We start from the raw sequence: 16,309 nt of genomic DNA, 5'->3' as shown, positions 1-16,309 counted from the left end.
CGTAGAGCAGGGTAGAGGACTACTGCAGTTTTGTGTGTAAATTGTGTATACGTAGTAGATGTAGATGTATAAGAGTGTGAAAGCTATATGCAGGCTCTAGCGTCGGATTGAGCTTGCACGTTGGCGCGTGCCACAAGCGTGCGCCAGAGTAAAGGAGGAAATATGCCAGGAGCAAATCTTACCCGCGTTGAGGCACAAGAACGTGCTTCAGTGGTAAGCGTTCAACATTATGATATTGAACTTGACCTTACCCGCGGCGGTAAGTTGTTTGGTTCTACTACCACTATTGCTTTTGATGCTCAAGCTGGTAGCAGCACATTCTTGGATTTAATTGCTGATAGCGTACAGTCTGTTGTACTCAATGGGCAGGAGCTTAATGTCAGTGAAGTATGGGCTGATAGCCGTATTGAACTTGCTCAGTTGAACGAGCATAATACGGTTACTGTTACAGCAATGTGCGTGTATTCTAATACTGGTGAGGGTTTGCACCGCAGCGTAGATCCTTCTGACGGTAATGTGTACTTGTATACGCAGTTTGAAGTCCCAGACGCACGTCGCGTATATGCAGTATTTGATCAGCCTGATCTTAAAGCAGTATTTGATTTCCGTGTGATCGCTCCAGAGGGTTGGGAAGTGATTTCCAATGGTCTGGTTTCCAGTAAGAATCAGCTTGTTGGGCGCACTGATGAAGGTACGCTTACCGGTGGCGAAACTCGAAACCGCGTGATGTGGACCTTTACCTCCACTCCTCCTATGAGCTCCTATTTAACAGCATTAGTTGCAGGTCCATATGCCGTTTGGCGTACTACAGCATCTAATGGTGACGGTCGTCAGGTGCCTATGGCCATTTACTGCCGCAAAGCATTGCAGGAGGCAATGGCAAAGGATGCGGATTACCTTTTTGATGTCACCAAAGCTGGTTTTGACTTCTATAACAAGACTTGGGGTGTGCCATACCCATACGATAAGTACGATCAGCTTTTTGTACCAGAGTACAATGCTGGCGCTATGGAAAATATTGGTACGGTTACTATCCGTGATTCGTACGTGTTTGAGTCCAAAGTTACTGATGCGTTAGCAGAGCGTCGTGTGGTAACCGTGTTGCATGAGCTTGCACACATGTGGTTTGGCGATTTGGTAACGATGAAGTGGTGGAATGATTTGTGGCTGAATGAATCATTCGCTGAGTTCACTTCTACCTTGGCAACAGCAGAGGCTACTAATTGGAAGGACGCATGGGCAACCTTCACCTCTGGTGAAAAGAGCTGGGCGCTGAATCAAGACCAGCTGCCAACAACGCATCCTATTGTGGCGCCAATTGATGATTTGAATGACACGTATGTGAATTTCGATGGCATTACCTATGCGAAGGGTGCTTCGGTGTTAAAGCAGCTTGTGGCATATGTAGGTCGTGAGCGCTTCTTTGAGGGTATTCATAATTATTTGGTCAAGCATGCATATAGCAATGCAACTTTGCATGATTTGTTGCAAGAGCTTGAAGCAACTTCTGGTCGCGATTTGCGCACCTGGAGCTCATTATGGCTCGAACAGGCTGGTATTACCACACTTTCTGCTGAGGTGGCAACTGATGATAAGGGAGTAATTACTGCTTTCACCATCCATCAGGTAGCTCCACAAGAGCATCCAGTGTTGCGTCCTCATCGTTTGGCAGTTGGTTTCTATAACACTAATGAAGCTGGTGCTGTGGTACGCACTGATCGTGTAGAACTTGATGTTGATGGCGCTGACACTGTGGTAGAGGAGCTTGTTGATAAACCACGTCCAGAGTTTATCGCACTGAATGATGATGATTTAACATACGCTAAGCTGCGCTTTGATGAACAATCTCGCCAATTTGCTCTTGCTCATGTACAAGATTTTGATAGTGCGCTTACTCGCGCTGTTATCTGGTTGTCACTATGGGATATGACCCGTGACGGTGAATTGCCTGCTCAGGATTTTGTGGATGCTACGCTGCATTTGCTTGCTCGTGAAACTGAGTCCACTACGTACCGCTATGCCTTGAGCTGCATGAGCTTTACTGCAAAGCATTATGTTGCTAGTGCAAAGCGTGCTGAGGTTTTGGCTCATGTGGCGCACGAACTGTGGACTTTGGCAGGCCGTGCTGAGGCTGGATCAGATGTGCAGTTCCAGCTGGTTGGCGCTTATTTGGGCTATGGTGAGTCTGGAGATAGTGAGTTTGAGGCTACAGTGCGCGGCTTGCTTGATGGCAGTGTAGTGCTTGAGGGCTTGCAAATTGATAATAATTTGCGTTGGAGCCTACTGACAGCATTAGCACGGATTAACGCCATTGACGAGGATGGTATTGCAGCAGAGCTTGCTAAGAAAGATACTACAGAAAATCGTCAGTTTGCTTTGGGTGCTCGTGCAAGTCGTCCTGTTGAAGAAGCTAAGACTTGGGCTTGGGAAGAAGCTATTCGCAATACTGAGCTTACCAATAGTCAGCTTGAAGCAGTGGCTGCTGGTTTTGCAAGCGCCCCTGCTGATCTCGCTAATGCGTATGTGGAACGTTATTTTGCTGAGGCAGATGGAATCTGGACGAATCGTACCTTCCATATGGCTGAGGCTTTGCTGGAAGGATTGTGGCCAAGTAATGCTGATGCTGAACGTTTAGTAGAGCAAGGTGACGCTTGGCTGGCAGCTCATGAGGATGCTGATAAGGCATTGCGCCGTTTGGTGATTGGCAATGTTGAGTCTGCACGCCGTATTGTGGCAGTGCGCACATTCAATGATGCACTCTAAATAGCAACGCGGTAGTTGTACTAAGCGGGTGGCTTCGGCTGCCCGCTTTTGTGCTTTTCAGGCAGAATGTGGCAGTAGTGTATGAGTAGACTCTTGTAGCATGTCTGATGACACGACCCATGAGTAGCATATTGCACTAGTTGCACTGCCGCTAGGCTAAGGAGTGAATATGCCAAGAATGTTTGGTACCGATGGTGTCCGTGGATTAGCAAATCGTGATTTAACTGCGCAATTAGCCCTTGATTTAGGTGACGCCGCTGTGCGCGTGCTCGCAGATGGTCAGTCTACTGGTCGTCGCCGTGCATTAGTTGGCAGAGATACGCGCGTTTCCGGCGACTTTTTGGCAGCGGCACTGTCAGCTGGTATGTCAGCTGGTGGATTTGATGTTATTGATGCAGGTATTATTCCAACCCCAGGAGTGGCATTCTTAACGAGTGTTTTGAATGTAGAAATGGGTGCTGTAATTAGTGCTTCGCATAATCCAATGCCAGATAATGGTATTAAGTTTTTTGCGCGCGGCGGGTTTAAGTTACCTGATACTAAAGAAGATGAAATTGAGCAGGTACTTGGTCAGGATTGGCAGCGACCAACAGGCGATGGTGTAGGTCGTATTTCTCATGATACTGAAACGGCTACAAAATTATATATTGATCATTTGGTAGCTGCTATTGCACCAATTGGTGACGATAAGATTCAGCCTAAGCCATTGTCAGGCTTGCGTATTGTGGCAGACTGTGCCAATGGTGCAACATCAGTGGTAGCGCCAACTGCTTTGCGTCGTGCAGGTGCTGATGTGATTGTAATCAATGCTTCTCCAGACGGCTACAATATCAATAAACATGCGGGTTCTACTCATCCTGAGCAGTTGCAGGCGACCGTAAAGGCAACCGGCGCTGATATGGGTGTTGCTTTTGATGGTGACGCTGACCGTTGTTTGGCAGTAGATCATGAAGGCAATATGGTAAACGGCGATCAGATTATGGGTATTTTGGCACGTGCTAAGCAGCGTGAAGGCAAGTTGGCTCATAATACGTTGGTTGTTACTGTGATGAGTAATTTGGGATTAAAGCTCGCATTGCAAGATATGGGTATTCGTACAGTGCAAACTGCTGTCGGTGACCGCTATGTGCTTGAGGAAATGCTGCGCGGCGGTTACACGCTTGGTGGCGAACAGTCTGGGCATGTTATTAACCGTGAGTTTGCTACTACTGGGGATGGCACGTTGACAGCATTAACACTGTGCAATGAAGTAGTGAAATCTGGTAAGAGCCTGAAAGAACTTGCTGCTGACTTCCCACAATTGCCACAGCAGCTGGTGAATGTGCCTAATGTGGACAAAATGGCGGCTTCAACCAATGCTGTAGTACAAGAAGCAGTACGTAAAGAAGAAGCTTTACTTGGAGAAACTGGTCGCGTACTGCTGCGTCCTTCTGGTACTGAGCCTTTAGTGCGCGTGATGGCTGAGGCTGCAACTCAGCAACAAGCTGATGAAGTATGCGAGCGCCTAGCAGCAGTTGTGGCGAAGGAACTTGCTCTGTAAGCGCAATACGCACGGTAACCACAGGTATACGCTGATACTGATAAATAGTTAAGTGCATATAGTAAGCGTGCATAAGAGCACAAGCGCATGGTGGTACGAGCATTTATAGAAGCACAGAGGAATAGGAACTACTATGTTTCAACGCAATACTCAGGTCGATAAAGAACTTGACCAAGCAGTACGCGCGATGATCAAAGAAGCGAAGCAAGAATATGACGGTGTGCTGCCGATTATGCAGGCAGGAGAGCCTGTACTTCGCGCACAATCAGCAGATTATGTAGGACAATTAGCGCCAAAAACATTCGCTTCACTGATTGAAGTTATGCGCACTACTATGCTTGATGCTCCCGGCGTTGGCTTAGCTGCTCCACAAATTGGACTGGGATTACGATTTGCAGTGCTTGAAGACCATGTTAGTGAGCAGGAGCTGGCGGATATGCGCGAGCAGGGCATTGAGGATCCCCGCGAAAGTGCAGAACTGCCATTTCGTGTAATTATTAACCCAAGCTATACGCCGATTGGGCAAGAAACGCGATCATTCTATGAAGGCTGTTTAAGCGTGGAAGGATATCAAGCAGTGCGCAAACGTTGGCTTGATATTGATGCTGAATGGACTGACGAGCATGGCAAGCAGCATCGTGAGCATATGCATGGCTGGCCAGCACGCATTTTCCAGCATGAAACCGATCATTTGCATGGCGAACTCTATATTGATCAGGCACAATTGCGCTCGCTGAGTGCTGATGAACTGTTGGGTGAGTATTGGTACAATCCAGTGCCTACTGAGGCAGCTCGTGAACTTGGGTTTACGCTTGACTAGCTGCTAGTAGGTCGCTCGGTTAGCTGTTAGGTTTATCGCTTTGCTCGTTGCTTGAGTAATGATGAGCTAGGGAGTTTGCGTGGCGAAACAGTCCATACAACAATTACTTGATACATCGCCGATTTTACAATGCCCGCAGTGTGCTCGCCGCGGTGAGCAGGTAGGTTTGATCGCGCAAGGTACGTCGTTGGTGTGTACTTGTGCATTATGTGCGAAAGTGCATCGTTTTGATGTTTCTTCGCGCGGTTCAGTGAATATGGTTCCTGCCCAAAAGCCACTTCTAGGCTATACTGAGCAGTTTTTTGCTGCGCGACGCGCTGTGATTGATCATGGCTGGTATAGCTTGCTTATTGAACAGGTAGTGCAGCAGGTAGCTTTGGTGATGGATACCATGCACAAAGCTACACCTATTCGTATTGCTGATATTGGTTGTGGAGAAGGTTCATACGCCAAAGCAATAGCGCAGTACTGTGCTTCACGTAGTATTGACGCTCAAGTGTTTGGCGTAGATCTTGCCAAAGATGCGATCCATGTGGCAACCACTGGTGGCTCCCAGGGCGTGCGTTGGATAGTTGCTGATTTGGCAGCATTACCATTTGCCGATCAGAGTATTGATATTATTGTGAATGTATTTTCTCCGGCAAACTACTCAGAGTTTAAGCGCATCCAAACCTCCTACGGAGTAGTGTTGAAAGTCGTTCCTGAGATATCGCATATGGTGCAAGTGCATCGCGCAGTCAGGCAGGCTGATGCGGAACGTACTGCTGAGGTTTCGAGTGCGCTACATGAGCGCAGTGCGGGGGATTTATTTGCGCAGCATGCATCAGTGAAGCAACAGCTCAGAGTCACTCAGCAGGTTGAAGTGCAGCCTGCGATGCAGCCGCTACTGGCGCGCATGACACCAGTGCTATTCCATCGTGAGGATAGCACTGCACTGGTGTCTACAATTCATGAAGTGACGCTTGACGCCATGCTACTTGTAGGCAAGCAAATACTTGAGTAACAATGCACCACTGAGCATGCGCATTGAGCAATATGCACCGAGTGATGCATCACTGGGTATCGATTTTCGCGCCATTGCACCATACGCGCTGTACTTGCCACTGCTCATCCTGCATGAGGATATCTGCTGCATAACCTGGAGCTAATAAACCAAGTGGGGCAGTAGTAATAGCGTTAGCGCGGTCAAGACCAAGGGCTCGCGCAGGTGTCAGCGTTGCTGCCTCTACCGCAAGCGGCGCTGCAAATCCGAGTTCAAAGATTGCACGCTGTACAGCAACTTCCAGTAAGAGTGTAGAACCGGCGATTGCGCCATTGCTTACCAGTCTTGCATGACCGTCTTGTACACGAACATCAAGGGCACCAAGTTTGTATGCTCCGTCTGGACAGCAGGTCGCTGCCATTGCATCAGTGACAAAGGCTATGCGATGAGGAGCAGCAGCCAGTGCCATACGCAATACTGGGTTTGCGACATGGAATCCATCATTAATCAGCTCAATGGTGATGCGCGGATCTTCCAAAGTTGCGGGTATTGGCCCTGGCTCACGATGCGCAATACCATTCATGGCGTTAAACATATGCGTCATAATGCGTGCGCCAGCATCATAGGCGCGTTTGGCCATATCATAATCTGCATCACAGTGCCCCAAGGCTGGTACGACACCGTGCTGGGCAAGTGTACGTATGGCTTCTAGTCCGTGTTCACGTTCGGCAGCAATAGTGATTTGACGTAGTGAGCCATTAGCGGCATCAAGCAGACGTGCTATCACGTCTGGTGTAGGGTCGATCAGGCAGTTAGGGTCGTGTGCACCTTTGCGGGCAAATGCTAGGAATGGTCCTTCTAAGTGGCTACCCAAAATATCAGGGTGTTGTGCCATCAGCGAGTGTACTGTTTGCAGGTTGGCACACATGGTATCAATTGGATTGGTAATGAGGGATAGCACCTGTCTTGTCGTGCCATGAATCATATGCCCATGGCGTGCCGTCAAAATGCCTTCAACCCCGTCATCAAAACTTGCTCCACAAGCGCCGTGAGCATGAATATCAATATAGCCTGGAGTAATAGTGCTGCCTTGCGCGTTAATAATAGCTTGTTCGGGAATGTGGTAGCATGCGCATGCCGATGTAAATGCTGCAGTAGAGGTGCCGGTTGCGACAATAGTAGTGCCGTCAACAATTACCCAAGTATGTGGTTGTATGCCGCGCGCATCAATACGTGTAGCGTTACTGATTGCCCAAACTGCATGGTGTTGGCCGTCTATTGCTGGTTGATGGTCTGATTGAGTGATTGCTCCCGTGTATACTGCATAATCTGACATCTTGTCTCCATCGTCAAAGATATTTGTCAGACATCATACCATTGGGGGTTGAAGTGTTAGAATATGCTCAAAATATTCCTACACTTCAACCCCGGCAATTTGAATTGCTACTCCTTCTTACGATACAGCATTGCAACATTAATTAATATTGCGAATACCATATCACAAACATTAGTGAAGGTGCTTGAGAACGTGCCGATGAGTACATGTGTGTCGGTGTAAATTTGTGTCATGTTCATCTCTAAATAGAAGTCAATATCGATTGACTTAAACATTAGAATAAAACTTACAATTGCATCAAGAGCACATAGTATGGTAATAGCTAATGCTTTATATTTTGAGCAAAGATACATACTGCAAACAGAAAGGCAGCAGGGTAGAATAACGCCTCCTGCAAGAATTGAAAGTTCGTAGAACGACATATCTGTGTCAAAATACCATGCTACAGCAGTCATAGCTGCAACGATAACAAATGCAAATATGGTGATTGCTACTGGGATGTATCTCCCGTTCAATTTATTATCTTCTGACACGATAATATCGTCCTCCTGCTGTAGGCCAGCCTCCATTCCAATCTAAATAGTTTTTTGTATGTTGCGCAATTCTAATTCCGTATGTTGTGTTAACAGCAAATACAAATCCTATATGATCGACTATACCGTCATTGCCGTTATCAAGACCTAGGAAGTCGCCAGCCTGGACATTTTTAAAAAGCGTCCCCCAATCTCTTGTGTTAAAACCGCTTCCCATATAGTTCTTGAATGTATTTGCACTTCTCCATGAAATGGATCGTGAAGTTTGTGATTTCCACCACCATCCCATTGCTTCATTATCATATACTTGCATAGCAACGCCACCTGCATAGAGTATTTGTGATGCAAAGTTCGTGCAATCAGCTTCGAAGAAATATTTTCTATGCTCAACTCCATATTTACTATTTGGGGTGACTGCATATCTTCGAGCATACTCTCTTGCAGCATTGAGATTCAATGATGGTGCTCGATCTGGGTACACAGGTCTGCTATTATCGTTCTCTTCCTTAGTTGGAACAATCATTTTAGCTAGACTGATACCTTCAGCGCTGGAGGCTTGACCAGTATCAACCAAAGCGTTAATTTGCTGTAGTTGCTGCTCTATCTCAAGATTTTCTTGTTTATTTTCATAATAGTCAAGGAACACAAGCAAGTTATTGATATCTGGATTTCCATCCAGAGCTGCATCGTATATTGCATCCTTATACAAGGTTGCGTTCTCCTGCGTTAGTCCGGAAAGTGAATACTTTGCTTGAATGGAAGAAAGAACATCTTTGTTTTGACCTGCAATGATTTTTTTCACACCCTCTGGGTCTGAAAACGTATCCAGAAGTGCAAAAGTCTTTCCTTGGAATTTGGTATAGTGCTTCGACATCTCAAACTGGGAAATATCGGTAGAGACTTCCTCGGCTGCATTCGCAGCTGGAATGGTTAGAGTACAAAGGATAACTGAAACAAGGGTTAGAGAAAGACCCTTAGAAGGGGTACTCATGATTTGCTCGATTCTACTATTGTCTCCATTGACATCTCCAGAGTATCAAAATAGAAATTGCCTGTTTGTGATTTCGTATTTCTTTTTACAGACCTTGCAAATGTAATAATATTATTGTTCAATTTTATCAATTTGTGAAAAGAGCACCTACTCTACTCGCAGGATCCCATGAGCACCGCGTTCGGCAAAACTCATCACATGATTCACAATAGGATAGTTGCCTTGCTTAGGGATACTCACTTCCACAAAACCACCCTGTGCTGGTAAGAATGATACTGCTTGAGAACCAGTTGGACCCTCTCCAGTTACCACATCCGTATTATTGCGCACAGTGTAATGTCCCTCGGTCCAGACAGTTGCAAACTGAGCGCCGACAATATGGAATGATAATGGTACATTCGGTCCAGCATTTAATACCCAAAATCGTGCGGTACCACCAGCTGGCATGGTCAGGGGATGGGCATCATATTGGAACGCACGCCCGTTAAACGCTACGATGTCAGGGTTTAACGTAGCAATTTTATTGGCGTCAGCACTAGACTCATCAGCACCTAAATACTGTTCAGACTCAACTAACACGTATTCAGCATCAACTGCTGGCAGTGGTTCTGCAGGCTCAACAATGACTGCGCCAGTCATGCCGTTCGCAATATGTAGGCTCATAGGGCTTGACGAGCAGTGATACATCCAAATACCACTTCTGGCAGCAGTAAACCTGTAGACGAAGCTTTTGCCAGGAGCAATAGTAGTCATCGCAATATTAGGTACGGCATCATCTCCTGCATGAAAATCAATGGAGTGATCCATATCGGAGTTATTGACTAGTGTAATTTCAAAAGTATCGCCAACTTTTCCACGCAACACTGGGCCGGGCTGAGAACCACCAAACATCCACACTTCTCGTGAAAGATTTTTGGTAATCTGCTGCATACCTTTGCTGATATCGAAGGTGGCTTTACGCACAGTTGTATTGCGATCGCCACCCGTATATGCTGGCATTGCGGCATGATATGCTTGCTCAGTTTTTGCTTGAGCTGCAAGATCAGCGCTGGATACGCTAGGGATTGCACTTGAGATGCTGCTGTTCGTATGAGTGCTGCCGCTATGTTGTGTGTGGGTTTGAGATGCTGCGTCGGCTGGTGCTCCTGTGGCTTCAATATGCAATGTCATCCCCATTTGACGATGCCCTGCGATAGAGCACCAACCCTCCATAGAGCGCGATAGTACGCCTACTTGCATGGTGGTGTGTTTTCCAGCGGATATGCGACCAGAAGAGACACCATTATCCAGTACCAAATCATGAATCTGATCACCAGAATTAGTAAATTCAATAATCAAGGTATCTCCAGCCGGCACTTCAATATTATTAGGCGTAAACGCCATACCATCAACACCGATTTGCACAGTGGTGGTGTGTCCTGTTGGCGTAACAGCAGAGGATAGCGATGCAGCGTCTGAACTATTCGAAGATGCATCAGCATGTGAAGCAGATTGCTGTGCTCTGGTGCTACTGATTTCATCAGCGCTCATAGCCCAAGTAGGATGGGTGCCAATAACACCAACTGTGGCAACAAGCACTATACACACCACAGCACTGATATAAGGTAAAGGTGCAAGTCCGCGAGTTTGAGCTGCTGGCAGCGATGCGCTGCGCTTGGTGTGGCGCTTAAGATCTGGCACAAAAGGATCATGAGGCTGCGGTCTTAAGATTGTGCTGCGGATAGATTGCTGCTTATTCTGTAATTGGTGTTGCTGCTTCTGCTTGACATCTATTTGTTGTTTGGATTGTGTTTGTTGCAAAGAATGTGTTTGTAATTGTGGCTGTGTCTGTGATGCAGTACGGCTGGCAATACGTTTGCGCCTGCGTAGTGTCACAAGGCTAATCATAGTAATAACTGATGCCATAAGGGTGAGCATACCGACAATGGTTATGGCATCACCTAATTGCCAAATGTGATCCTCTTGCCGCACGGTGCCAAGCGCACGGAGTAGTAAACCAAGCTGAAATACGCATAATGGTGTCCACAACACTGGATGAAACGGCATAGCGCGACGAATAATTGAAGGTACAATCACGCATACGTGTGCTACAACCATAGCCATAATGAATCCAAGAGCTAAGGCATGTACAGCCAAATCCCACCATAGACCATCGGCACCTAAACCGCCATACGGTACGAATAGCCAGATACAGCATGCCACCAATCCCCAAGCGTATGCGCTCAGCATGGATATGCCCATAAAACCGGTTACACCGCCAGCACGCCATGTTTTGCGAGCAGTATCATAGGTAAACATCAGCACTAGCAGAGCAGCAAAACACAGTGCTAACAGCGGATAGCCAACCAGTGGCCATACCAAAGATACAGGCAAACACAGCACTGTTGCGACAGTGGCAGTAATCAGCGCAGGACGAACTAACGGTCCCACGAAAGCCGCATGAGCTAGTTCGAGGCGCTCGCCAATAATAGTTAGCACAAGAAACATCAGCCACCAAGGGCTGAGTATATCGGCATCAAGACCACACGCCCAGAGTGCTGCACCTGCTGCTCCAACTGCAGCACCTAAGAACTGGATAACTACCGCATGCGACCGCTGACGAGTCCACACTCCGACATATACAGCACACAGGATGAGCATAGCAATAGCCCACAGTGCGCCCGGAATAAGACTTGCTCTGCCTAGTGGTGCACGACCAATTGCTGTAGTCACCCCTACGCTTATGGTGCCAAACACAGCAAATAGAGGCACAGCAAATCCCCATACAGGATGTGTGCTACTGCCGGCACGCCACGCCACAGCACGTTCTAATCCAATAGCGCCGCCAAGGAATCCAAACACCATAAGTGCTCCATGCATATCGGGAAGCGGCGAAGGCAAAGCGAGCCACGAACCTTGTAAATTTGATCGCACAATAGCGCCACATACACTTACCAGCATGGACAATGCTGCAATAATAAGCAGCACAATACGTGCTTTTGGCAGCGGTAGTTGCTTACCTGACTGACGCATACCGCTGTTGCTAGAGTTGCTAGCGTTGCTCGCTGTTGCAGTGTCTGAGAGATGAGTATTTTTAGAATCTTGCTGTGCCATATGCGCTCGCTATACTGGTATGTATCGGTACTTGAATATGCTTACCAGCTTACAGGGAGTTGGTAAAGTTTCAAGAGTGCTTCGTGTAGGGAGTAATAATGGACGGTTTAGGAGTTTTAGGGCTGTTGTTCATCCTAGTGTTGGTAGTATTGCTGGTATTAGGTCTCTATATTGTGCCTCAGCAAAATGCGTATGTAATTGAGCGTCTGGGTAAATTCCATACCGTTTCTGTAGCAGGTTTGCATTTCAAAATTCCGTTTATTGATCGCATTGCGCAAAAAATGAATTTGCGCGTCAATCAGCTTGATGTCAAATTAGAGACGAAAACACTTGATAATGTGTTTGTAACGGTAATTGCCAGTACACAGTTCAGAGTTGATGTGAATAATGTGGCAGTAGCATACTATGAATTGCAAAATCCTCAAGCGCAGCTACGAAGCTATATGGAGGATGCGCTGCGTTCTGCTATTCCTGCATTAACACTTGATGATGCCTTTGCTCGTAAAGATAATGTTGCGCTTGATGTGCAGCAGACCGTGGGCAATGAAATGCAGCGCTTTGGCTTTACTGTAGTTAAGACGTTGATTACTGCCATTGATCCTTCCAATCAAGTTAAGCAGGCTATGGATTCTATTAACGCCGCGCAACGCGAAAAAGAGGCTACCCGTCAGCGTGCTGAGGCACAGCGTATTGCTATTGAAACGCAAGCACAGGCTGATGCTGAGAAAGTGCGTTTGCAGGGTGAAGGACAAGCGAATTATCGTAGAGAAATTGCTAATGGCATTGTCGATCAGATTAAGAGTTTGCAAGATGTTGGCATGTCAATTAGTGAAGTCAATCAGATTGTGATGTTTAATCAGTATCTTGATGTGATGCGCTCGATGTCAGAATCGAATAACGCAAAGACGGTGGTATTGCCGGCTTCTACGCCTCAAGGCTTTAAGAATCTCTATGATGAGGTGACAGGTGCTATTATTACCGGTCAAGCAACTGCTGATCGGGATGCTATGGAGTGAAATAGTGTCATTATAGACACGCCGAAAATGAGTAGCGAGCCATCCCATGTTTTGTAGTTTTCTGGATTACAATAGGAGTAGATATGCCTCAGTGGAAGATGCACATCTGCTCCGATGAGTGGGTTCACCGAGGCTGCACCCTTCCCGAGGCGTAAAACTATGAAGTAGTTTTGAGGAAGGGGCATGCCATGCAACGCTTAGCGAAGTATGGGATTGCAGTTATTGCTAGTATTGCAGTCCTAGCGATGGCGATATTGCCAATAATTACCAATGTACGTACTGCATATGCAGATACTGCGACACAAAAACTGATAAGTAGCGCCGATTTAGATAAGCCAGTACCGCTGACTGTTAAAGCACCAGTAGATAGTGAGCAAAAGCCGACTGAGGATTTGCGTGGACATACTCTTGTAGCATTCCGTTTGGGTGACTATACACAAGTGCGTACTGATGGCACGAATATTACTGGTTTTGATATTAAAGATGCTGGGTATGCTACGCAAATTGATGCTGCTATTACTGCTGCAAAGATTGATACGAGTAGCACCGTTCCAGTAGCGTATAAAGCTGCAGATCCTATGCCGTGGGTGGTGTCACACCTATTGCAGGCAAGCACATACCCATATGCTGACAACGATGCTAAGAACTTGCCAAATCTACGTGCATTTTTGACGGCACTGATGACGCAGATGAAGGGTATTAGTGCAGTAGATGGTACGTCATACCCATTAAAGGCCAACGATGATGGATCTGCGGCAACAGAAAATGTGAAGCCTGGCGCATATGTGATTTTTGATCAAAGTGAAGCCAACACAGGCGATACTGCTAGCACAGATAAAGCTTCTATTCCGATGTTTAACGGTACCGGCGTATACAATGATGACACTCTATTAACCAAGCTGGTACGACCTGATCCAACAGACATAGCGGGTACCAAAACCATCACTTATGATTTAGGTGAAGTTGTCTATAAGCCAACAAAAGTAACTATTACGAAAACAGCAAGTACTGATAATGCCACGATTGGCGAGGATATTACCTTCACTTTGACCACGCAAGTGCCCAATTGGACAGGCTATGCCACAAACTACCAGTTGCTTATTAAAGATACGTTGCCTGCAGGCATGACGTACAAAGCAAATTCTGCTACAGCAACGGTGAAAGCTACAGGTGCATCATCCGCAACAACGCTACAAGCGGGTGCTGGAAAAGGCTACATATTGGTGGAGCCAACTGCTAGTAGTAACTTACTGACGTGGTATATGGCTCCAAGTACAACAGCAACTGCCGCGCAGCCAGATTCCAACATTGTGCAAAGTGACGATGATAAACAACTCTTCCCAGTAGATGCCACGATTACCATCACGTTCAGCGCATATTTGGACAAGGATGCGGTAATTGATGGGACAGGTAATACTAATTCTGCAGTTGTGCAGTATTCGCACAATGTGAACAATCCTGCTGACTTGGAAGAGTCAAGTTCAAGCAGTGTGAATGTATATACGGGTCAGTTTACAGTAACGAAAACTGATATTAAGGGCGATAAGCTGAATGGTGCTGAATTTGCAGTATATGCAGTAGATTCTGATAATACAGAAACCAAACTGACATTCGTCAAGTCTACAACCGGTGCTTATCGCATTGCTGACCCTACTGAGATTGCGGCAGATGCATCAAAGGGAGTGGCGGATAAAACTACTACGCAAACTCTAGTAACACCAGCCACTACAGGTCTGCTTACCATTACTGGTCTCGGTGAGGGTACATATAAGGTGACAGAAACCAAGTCACCATTTGGTGGTGGCGGTTTAATGTTGCCAACTTTTACTACTACATTAACAATCACTACTCCAGAGGAAACTGCCAAGGACGAGCAACCACTGGATGCCGCACAGTCAAGTATTGCAGACGAAACCGGAGATATCAATAATTTTGTTACAGTAGCAGCTGATAATGCGACGGTGATTAACGCGCATAACCTTTTGGATATGCCAAAAACCGGCGCAGCATGGTTAGCAATCTACGCTATTGCAGCATTAGTGTTTGCTATTGGTGGTGTGCTTTTGTTGGTCAAATCGCAACGCGATCGCAAAACTAACAAAACTAAGTAGGGAAGCAATTATTGCATCACACAGCTAGTGCGGTACACACACAGCTAGTGCAGTAGTTTGCTTAACGGAATACTACAAGTACACTGTCACATTCATACATGGTACATATCGAGGAACGATGAGAGTCCAACGTCAAGGCATCGCACAACATGTGCAAGATGCTCAGCCAGCTGAACAACGCCACCATGCTGGGCTCTCACGTACCGCGATCGCAGGCATACTACTGCTGACCCTTAGTGTACTTTTCGCTACTTTACCATTGATGTTGATGGTAATCAATGCACACCAAGAAAGCGGCGCTATTGATGAGCACACACTTGCGGTGGAGCAGTTAGCGAAACAAGAAACTGAACGCGAACTACGGGAGGCACACGCCTATAACGCCAAACTTTTTGAGCACGGATCGCGAGCATTAGGGGAAGTTTCAGATCCGTGGGCAAGTAGTGGAGTGACGCTTAGTCAGACGGATAGCGATTATCAGCATCAATTAGATATTCCAGACGATGGAGTGATGGCAACCATTCGGTATCCCCGTCTTGGTATTAACCTACCAATTCGCCACGGCACTGGAGATACGGTATTGTCCTCTGGAGCGGGACATGTATATGGCACGAGCTTGCCGGTAGGTGGTAGTAATACGCATGCAGTGATTTCTGCCCATTCTGGGTATGACCGTCTGATGTTTGATGCGCTGTCGATGTGGCAGGCGCGCAAAGGAGATTATTTTTATATTACGGTACTTGGCACATTACTAAGCTATCGGGTAAGTGATATTCAAATAATTGAACCTGATGATTTCACACATTTTGCTATTACTGCGGGGCGCGATGAGGTAACACTGCTTACGTGCACGCCATATGGGGTAAATACAAAACGACTGATAGTCACTGGAGAGCGAGTAGGAATACCGCCCGCGCCAAATCCGGATACTGTGCCTGCTGCACATCCCCAGTACTGGTTAATTATTGGAGTCATTATTGCATGGTTGCTGTTTATGCTGTTTGTTATTGCATTTGTTATGAAACATCGAAAAGAACGTAAAGTAGAGGGTTAAGTAGATGTAAGAAAAAGGCAAAGTCAGGAAAAGGGGAAGGTTAGTAAAGGCAAAGTTTAGTAAAGGGAAG

At 46.6% G+C, this 16,309-nt stretch carries 11 protein-coding genes; 7 read left to right on the top strand and 4 right to left on the bottom strand.

What is annotated here, in order from left to right:
* Nucleotides 1-162 precede the first annotated feature (162 nt).
* From pepN to IEU85_RS04030, 4 genes are all read left to right on the top strand, one after another.
* Nucleotides 163-2,763 carry an aminopeptidase N gene (gene pepN, locus IEU85_RS04045; protein WP_188354913.1) on the top strand — a complete coding sequence of 867 codons (2,601 nt, stop codon included), beginning with the start codon at nucleotides 163-165 and terminating at the stop codon, nucleotides 2,761-2,763.
* A 169-nt stretch (nucleotides 2,764-2,932) separates the two neighbouring features.
* Nucleotides 2,933-4,303: a phosphoglucosamine mutase gene (gene glmM / locus IEU85_RS04040; protein ID WP_188354912.1), complete on the top strand. Its 1,371-nt coding sequence runs from the start codon at nucleotides 2,933-2,935 to the stop codon at nucleotides 4,301-4,303.
* A 133-nt stretch (nucleotides 4,304-4,436) separates the two neighbouring features.
* The gene (locus IEU85_RS04035) at nucleotides 4,437-5,123 is read left to right on the top strand and encodes a peptide deformylase (protein ID WP_188354911.1); all 687 of its coding nucleotides are present in this window, start codon (nucleotides 4,437-4,439) and stop codon (nucleotides 5,121-5,123) included.
* 79 nt (nucleotides 5,124-5,202) lie between these two features.
* On the top strand, nucleotides 5,203-6,126 hold the full coding sequence (locus IEU85_RS04030; protein WP_188354910.1) for a methyltransferase domain-containing protein: 924 nt from the start codon (nucleotides 5,203-5,205) through the stop codon (nucleotides 6,124-6,126).
* 49 nt (nucleotides 6,127-6,175) lie between these two features.
* On the opposite strand, the gene nagA is transcribed toward IEU85_RS04030, so the two are convergent.
* From nagA to IEU85_RS04010, 4 genes are all read right to left on the bottom strand, one after another.
* On the bottom strand, nucleotides 6,176-7,441 hold the full coding sequence (nagA, locus tag IEU85_RS04025) for an N-acetylglucosamine-6-phosphate deacetylase (RefSeq protein ID WP_188354909.1): 1,266 nt from the start codon (nucleotides 7,439-7,441) through the stop codon (nucleotides 6,176-6,178).
* A gap of 107 nt (nucleotides 7,442-7,548) precedes the next feature.
* Nucleotides 7,549-7,974: a hypothetical protein gene (locus IEU85_RS04020; protein WP_188354908.1), complete on the bottom strand. Its 426-nt coding sequence runs from the start codon at nucleotides 7,972-7,974 to the stop codon at nucleotides 7,549-7,551.
* Nucleotides 7,961-8,965: an amidase domain-containing protein gene (locus tag IEU85_RS04015; RefSeq protein WP_188354907.1), complete on the bottom strand. Its 1,005-nt coding sequence runs from the start codon at nucleotides 8,963-8,965 to the stop codon at nucleotides 7,961-7,963. Before IEU85_RS04015 ends, IEU85_RS04020 begins: the two co-directional genes overlap by 14 nt.
* A 147-nt stretch (nucleotides 8,966-9,112) precedes the next feature.
* Entirely contained in the window at nucleotides 9,113-12,058 is a 2,946-nt protein-coding gene (locus IEU85_RS04010) for a DUF8744 domain-containing protein (RefSeq protein ID WP_188354906.1), read from the bottom strand.
* A gap of 98 nt (nucleotides 12,059-12,156) precedes the next feature.
* Between IEU85_RS04010 and IEU85_RS04005 the strand changes: the two genes are divergently transcribed.
* The 3 genes from IEU85_RS04005 (at nucleotide 12,157) to IEU85_RS03995 (ending at nucleotide 16,239) form a co-directional block, all read left to right on the top strand.
* The gene (locus IEU85_RS04005; protein WP_188354905.1) at nucleotides 12,157-13,074 is read left to right on the top strand and encodes an SPFH domain-containing protein; all 918 of its coding nucleotides are present in this window, start codon (nucleotides 12,157-12,159) and stop codon (nucleotides 13,072-13,074) included.
* 188 nt (nucleotides 13,075-13,262) lie between these two features.
* Nucleotides 13,263-15,185 carry a SpaA isopeptide-forming pilin-related protein gene (locus tag IEU85_RS04000; RefSeq protein WP_188354904.1) on the top strand — a complete coding sequence of 641 codons (1,923 nt, stop codon included), beginning with the start codon at nucleotides 13,263-13,265 and terminating at the stop codon, nucleotides 15,183-15,185.
* Between the two features lie 118 nt (nucleotides 15,186-15,303).
* Nucleotides 15,304-16,239 (top strand): class C sortase, encoded by a 936-nt coding sequence (locus IEU85_RS03995; RefSeq protein WP_188354903.1) that lies wholly within the window; start codon nucleotides 15,304-15,306, stop codon nucleotides 16,237-16,239.
* The last annotated feature ends 70 nt before the right edge of the window (nucleotides 16,240-16,309 follow it).

It is taken from the genome of Galliscardovia ingluviei (assembly GCF_014635685.1).
Lineage (GTDB): Bacteria > Actinomycetota > Actinomycetes > Actinomycetales > Bifidobacteriaceae > Galliscardovia > Galliscardovia ingluviei.
Note: the sequence above shows the minus strand (reverse complement) of the source record. Positions and strands in the feature narration are given on the sequence as shown.

Excerpts from the sequence above, each read along its gene's own strand:
- pepN (WP_188354913.1), top strand. The coding sequence starts at position 163 with ATGCCAGGAGCAAATCTTACCCGCGTTGAGGCACAAGAACGTGCTTCA.
- IEU85_RS03995 (WP_188354903.1), top strand. The coding sequence starts at position 15,304 with ATGAGAGTCCAACGTCAAGGCATCGCACAACATGTGCAAGATGCTCAG.
- IEU85_RS04015 (WP_188354907.1), bottom strand. The coding sequence starts at position 8,965 with ATGAGTACCCCTTCTAAGGGTCTTTCTCTAACCCTTGTTTCAGTTATC.
- IEU85_RS04010 (WP_188354906.1), bottom strand. The coding sequence starts at position 12,058 with ATGGCACAGCAAGATTCTAAAAATACTCATCTCTCAGACACTGCAACA.
- IEU85_RS04035 (WP_188354911.1), top strand. The coding sequence starts at position 4,437 with ATGTTTCAACGCAATACTCAGGTCGATAAAGAACTTGACCAAGCAGTA.
- nagA (WP_188354909.1), bottom strand. The coding sequence starts at position 7,441 with ATGTCAGATTATGCAGTATACACGGGAGCAATCACTCAATCAGACCAT.
- glmM (WP_188354912.1), top strand. The coding sequence starts at position 2,933 with ATGCCAAGAATGTTTGGTACCGATGGTGTCCGTGGATTAGCAAATCGT.
- IEU85_RS04000 (WP_188354904.1), top strand. The coding sequence starts at position 13,263 with ATGCAACGCTTAGCGAAGTATGGGATTGCAGTTATTGCTAGTATTGCA.
- IEU85_RS04005 (WP_188354905.1), top strand. The coding sequence starts at position 12,157 with ATGGACGGTTTAGGAGTTTTAGGGCTGTTGTTCATCCTAGTGTTGGTA.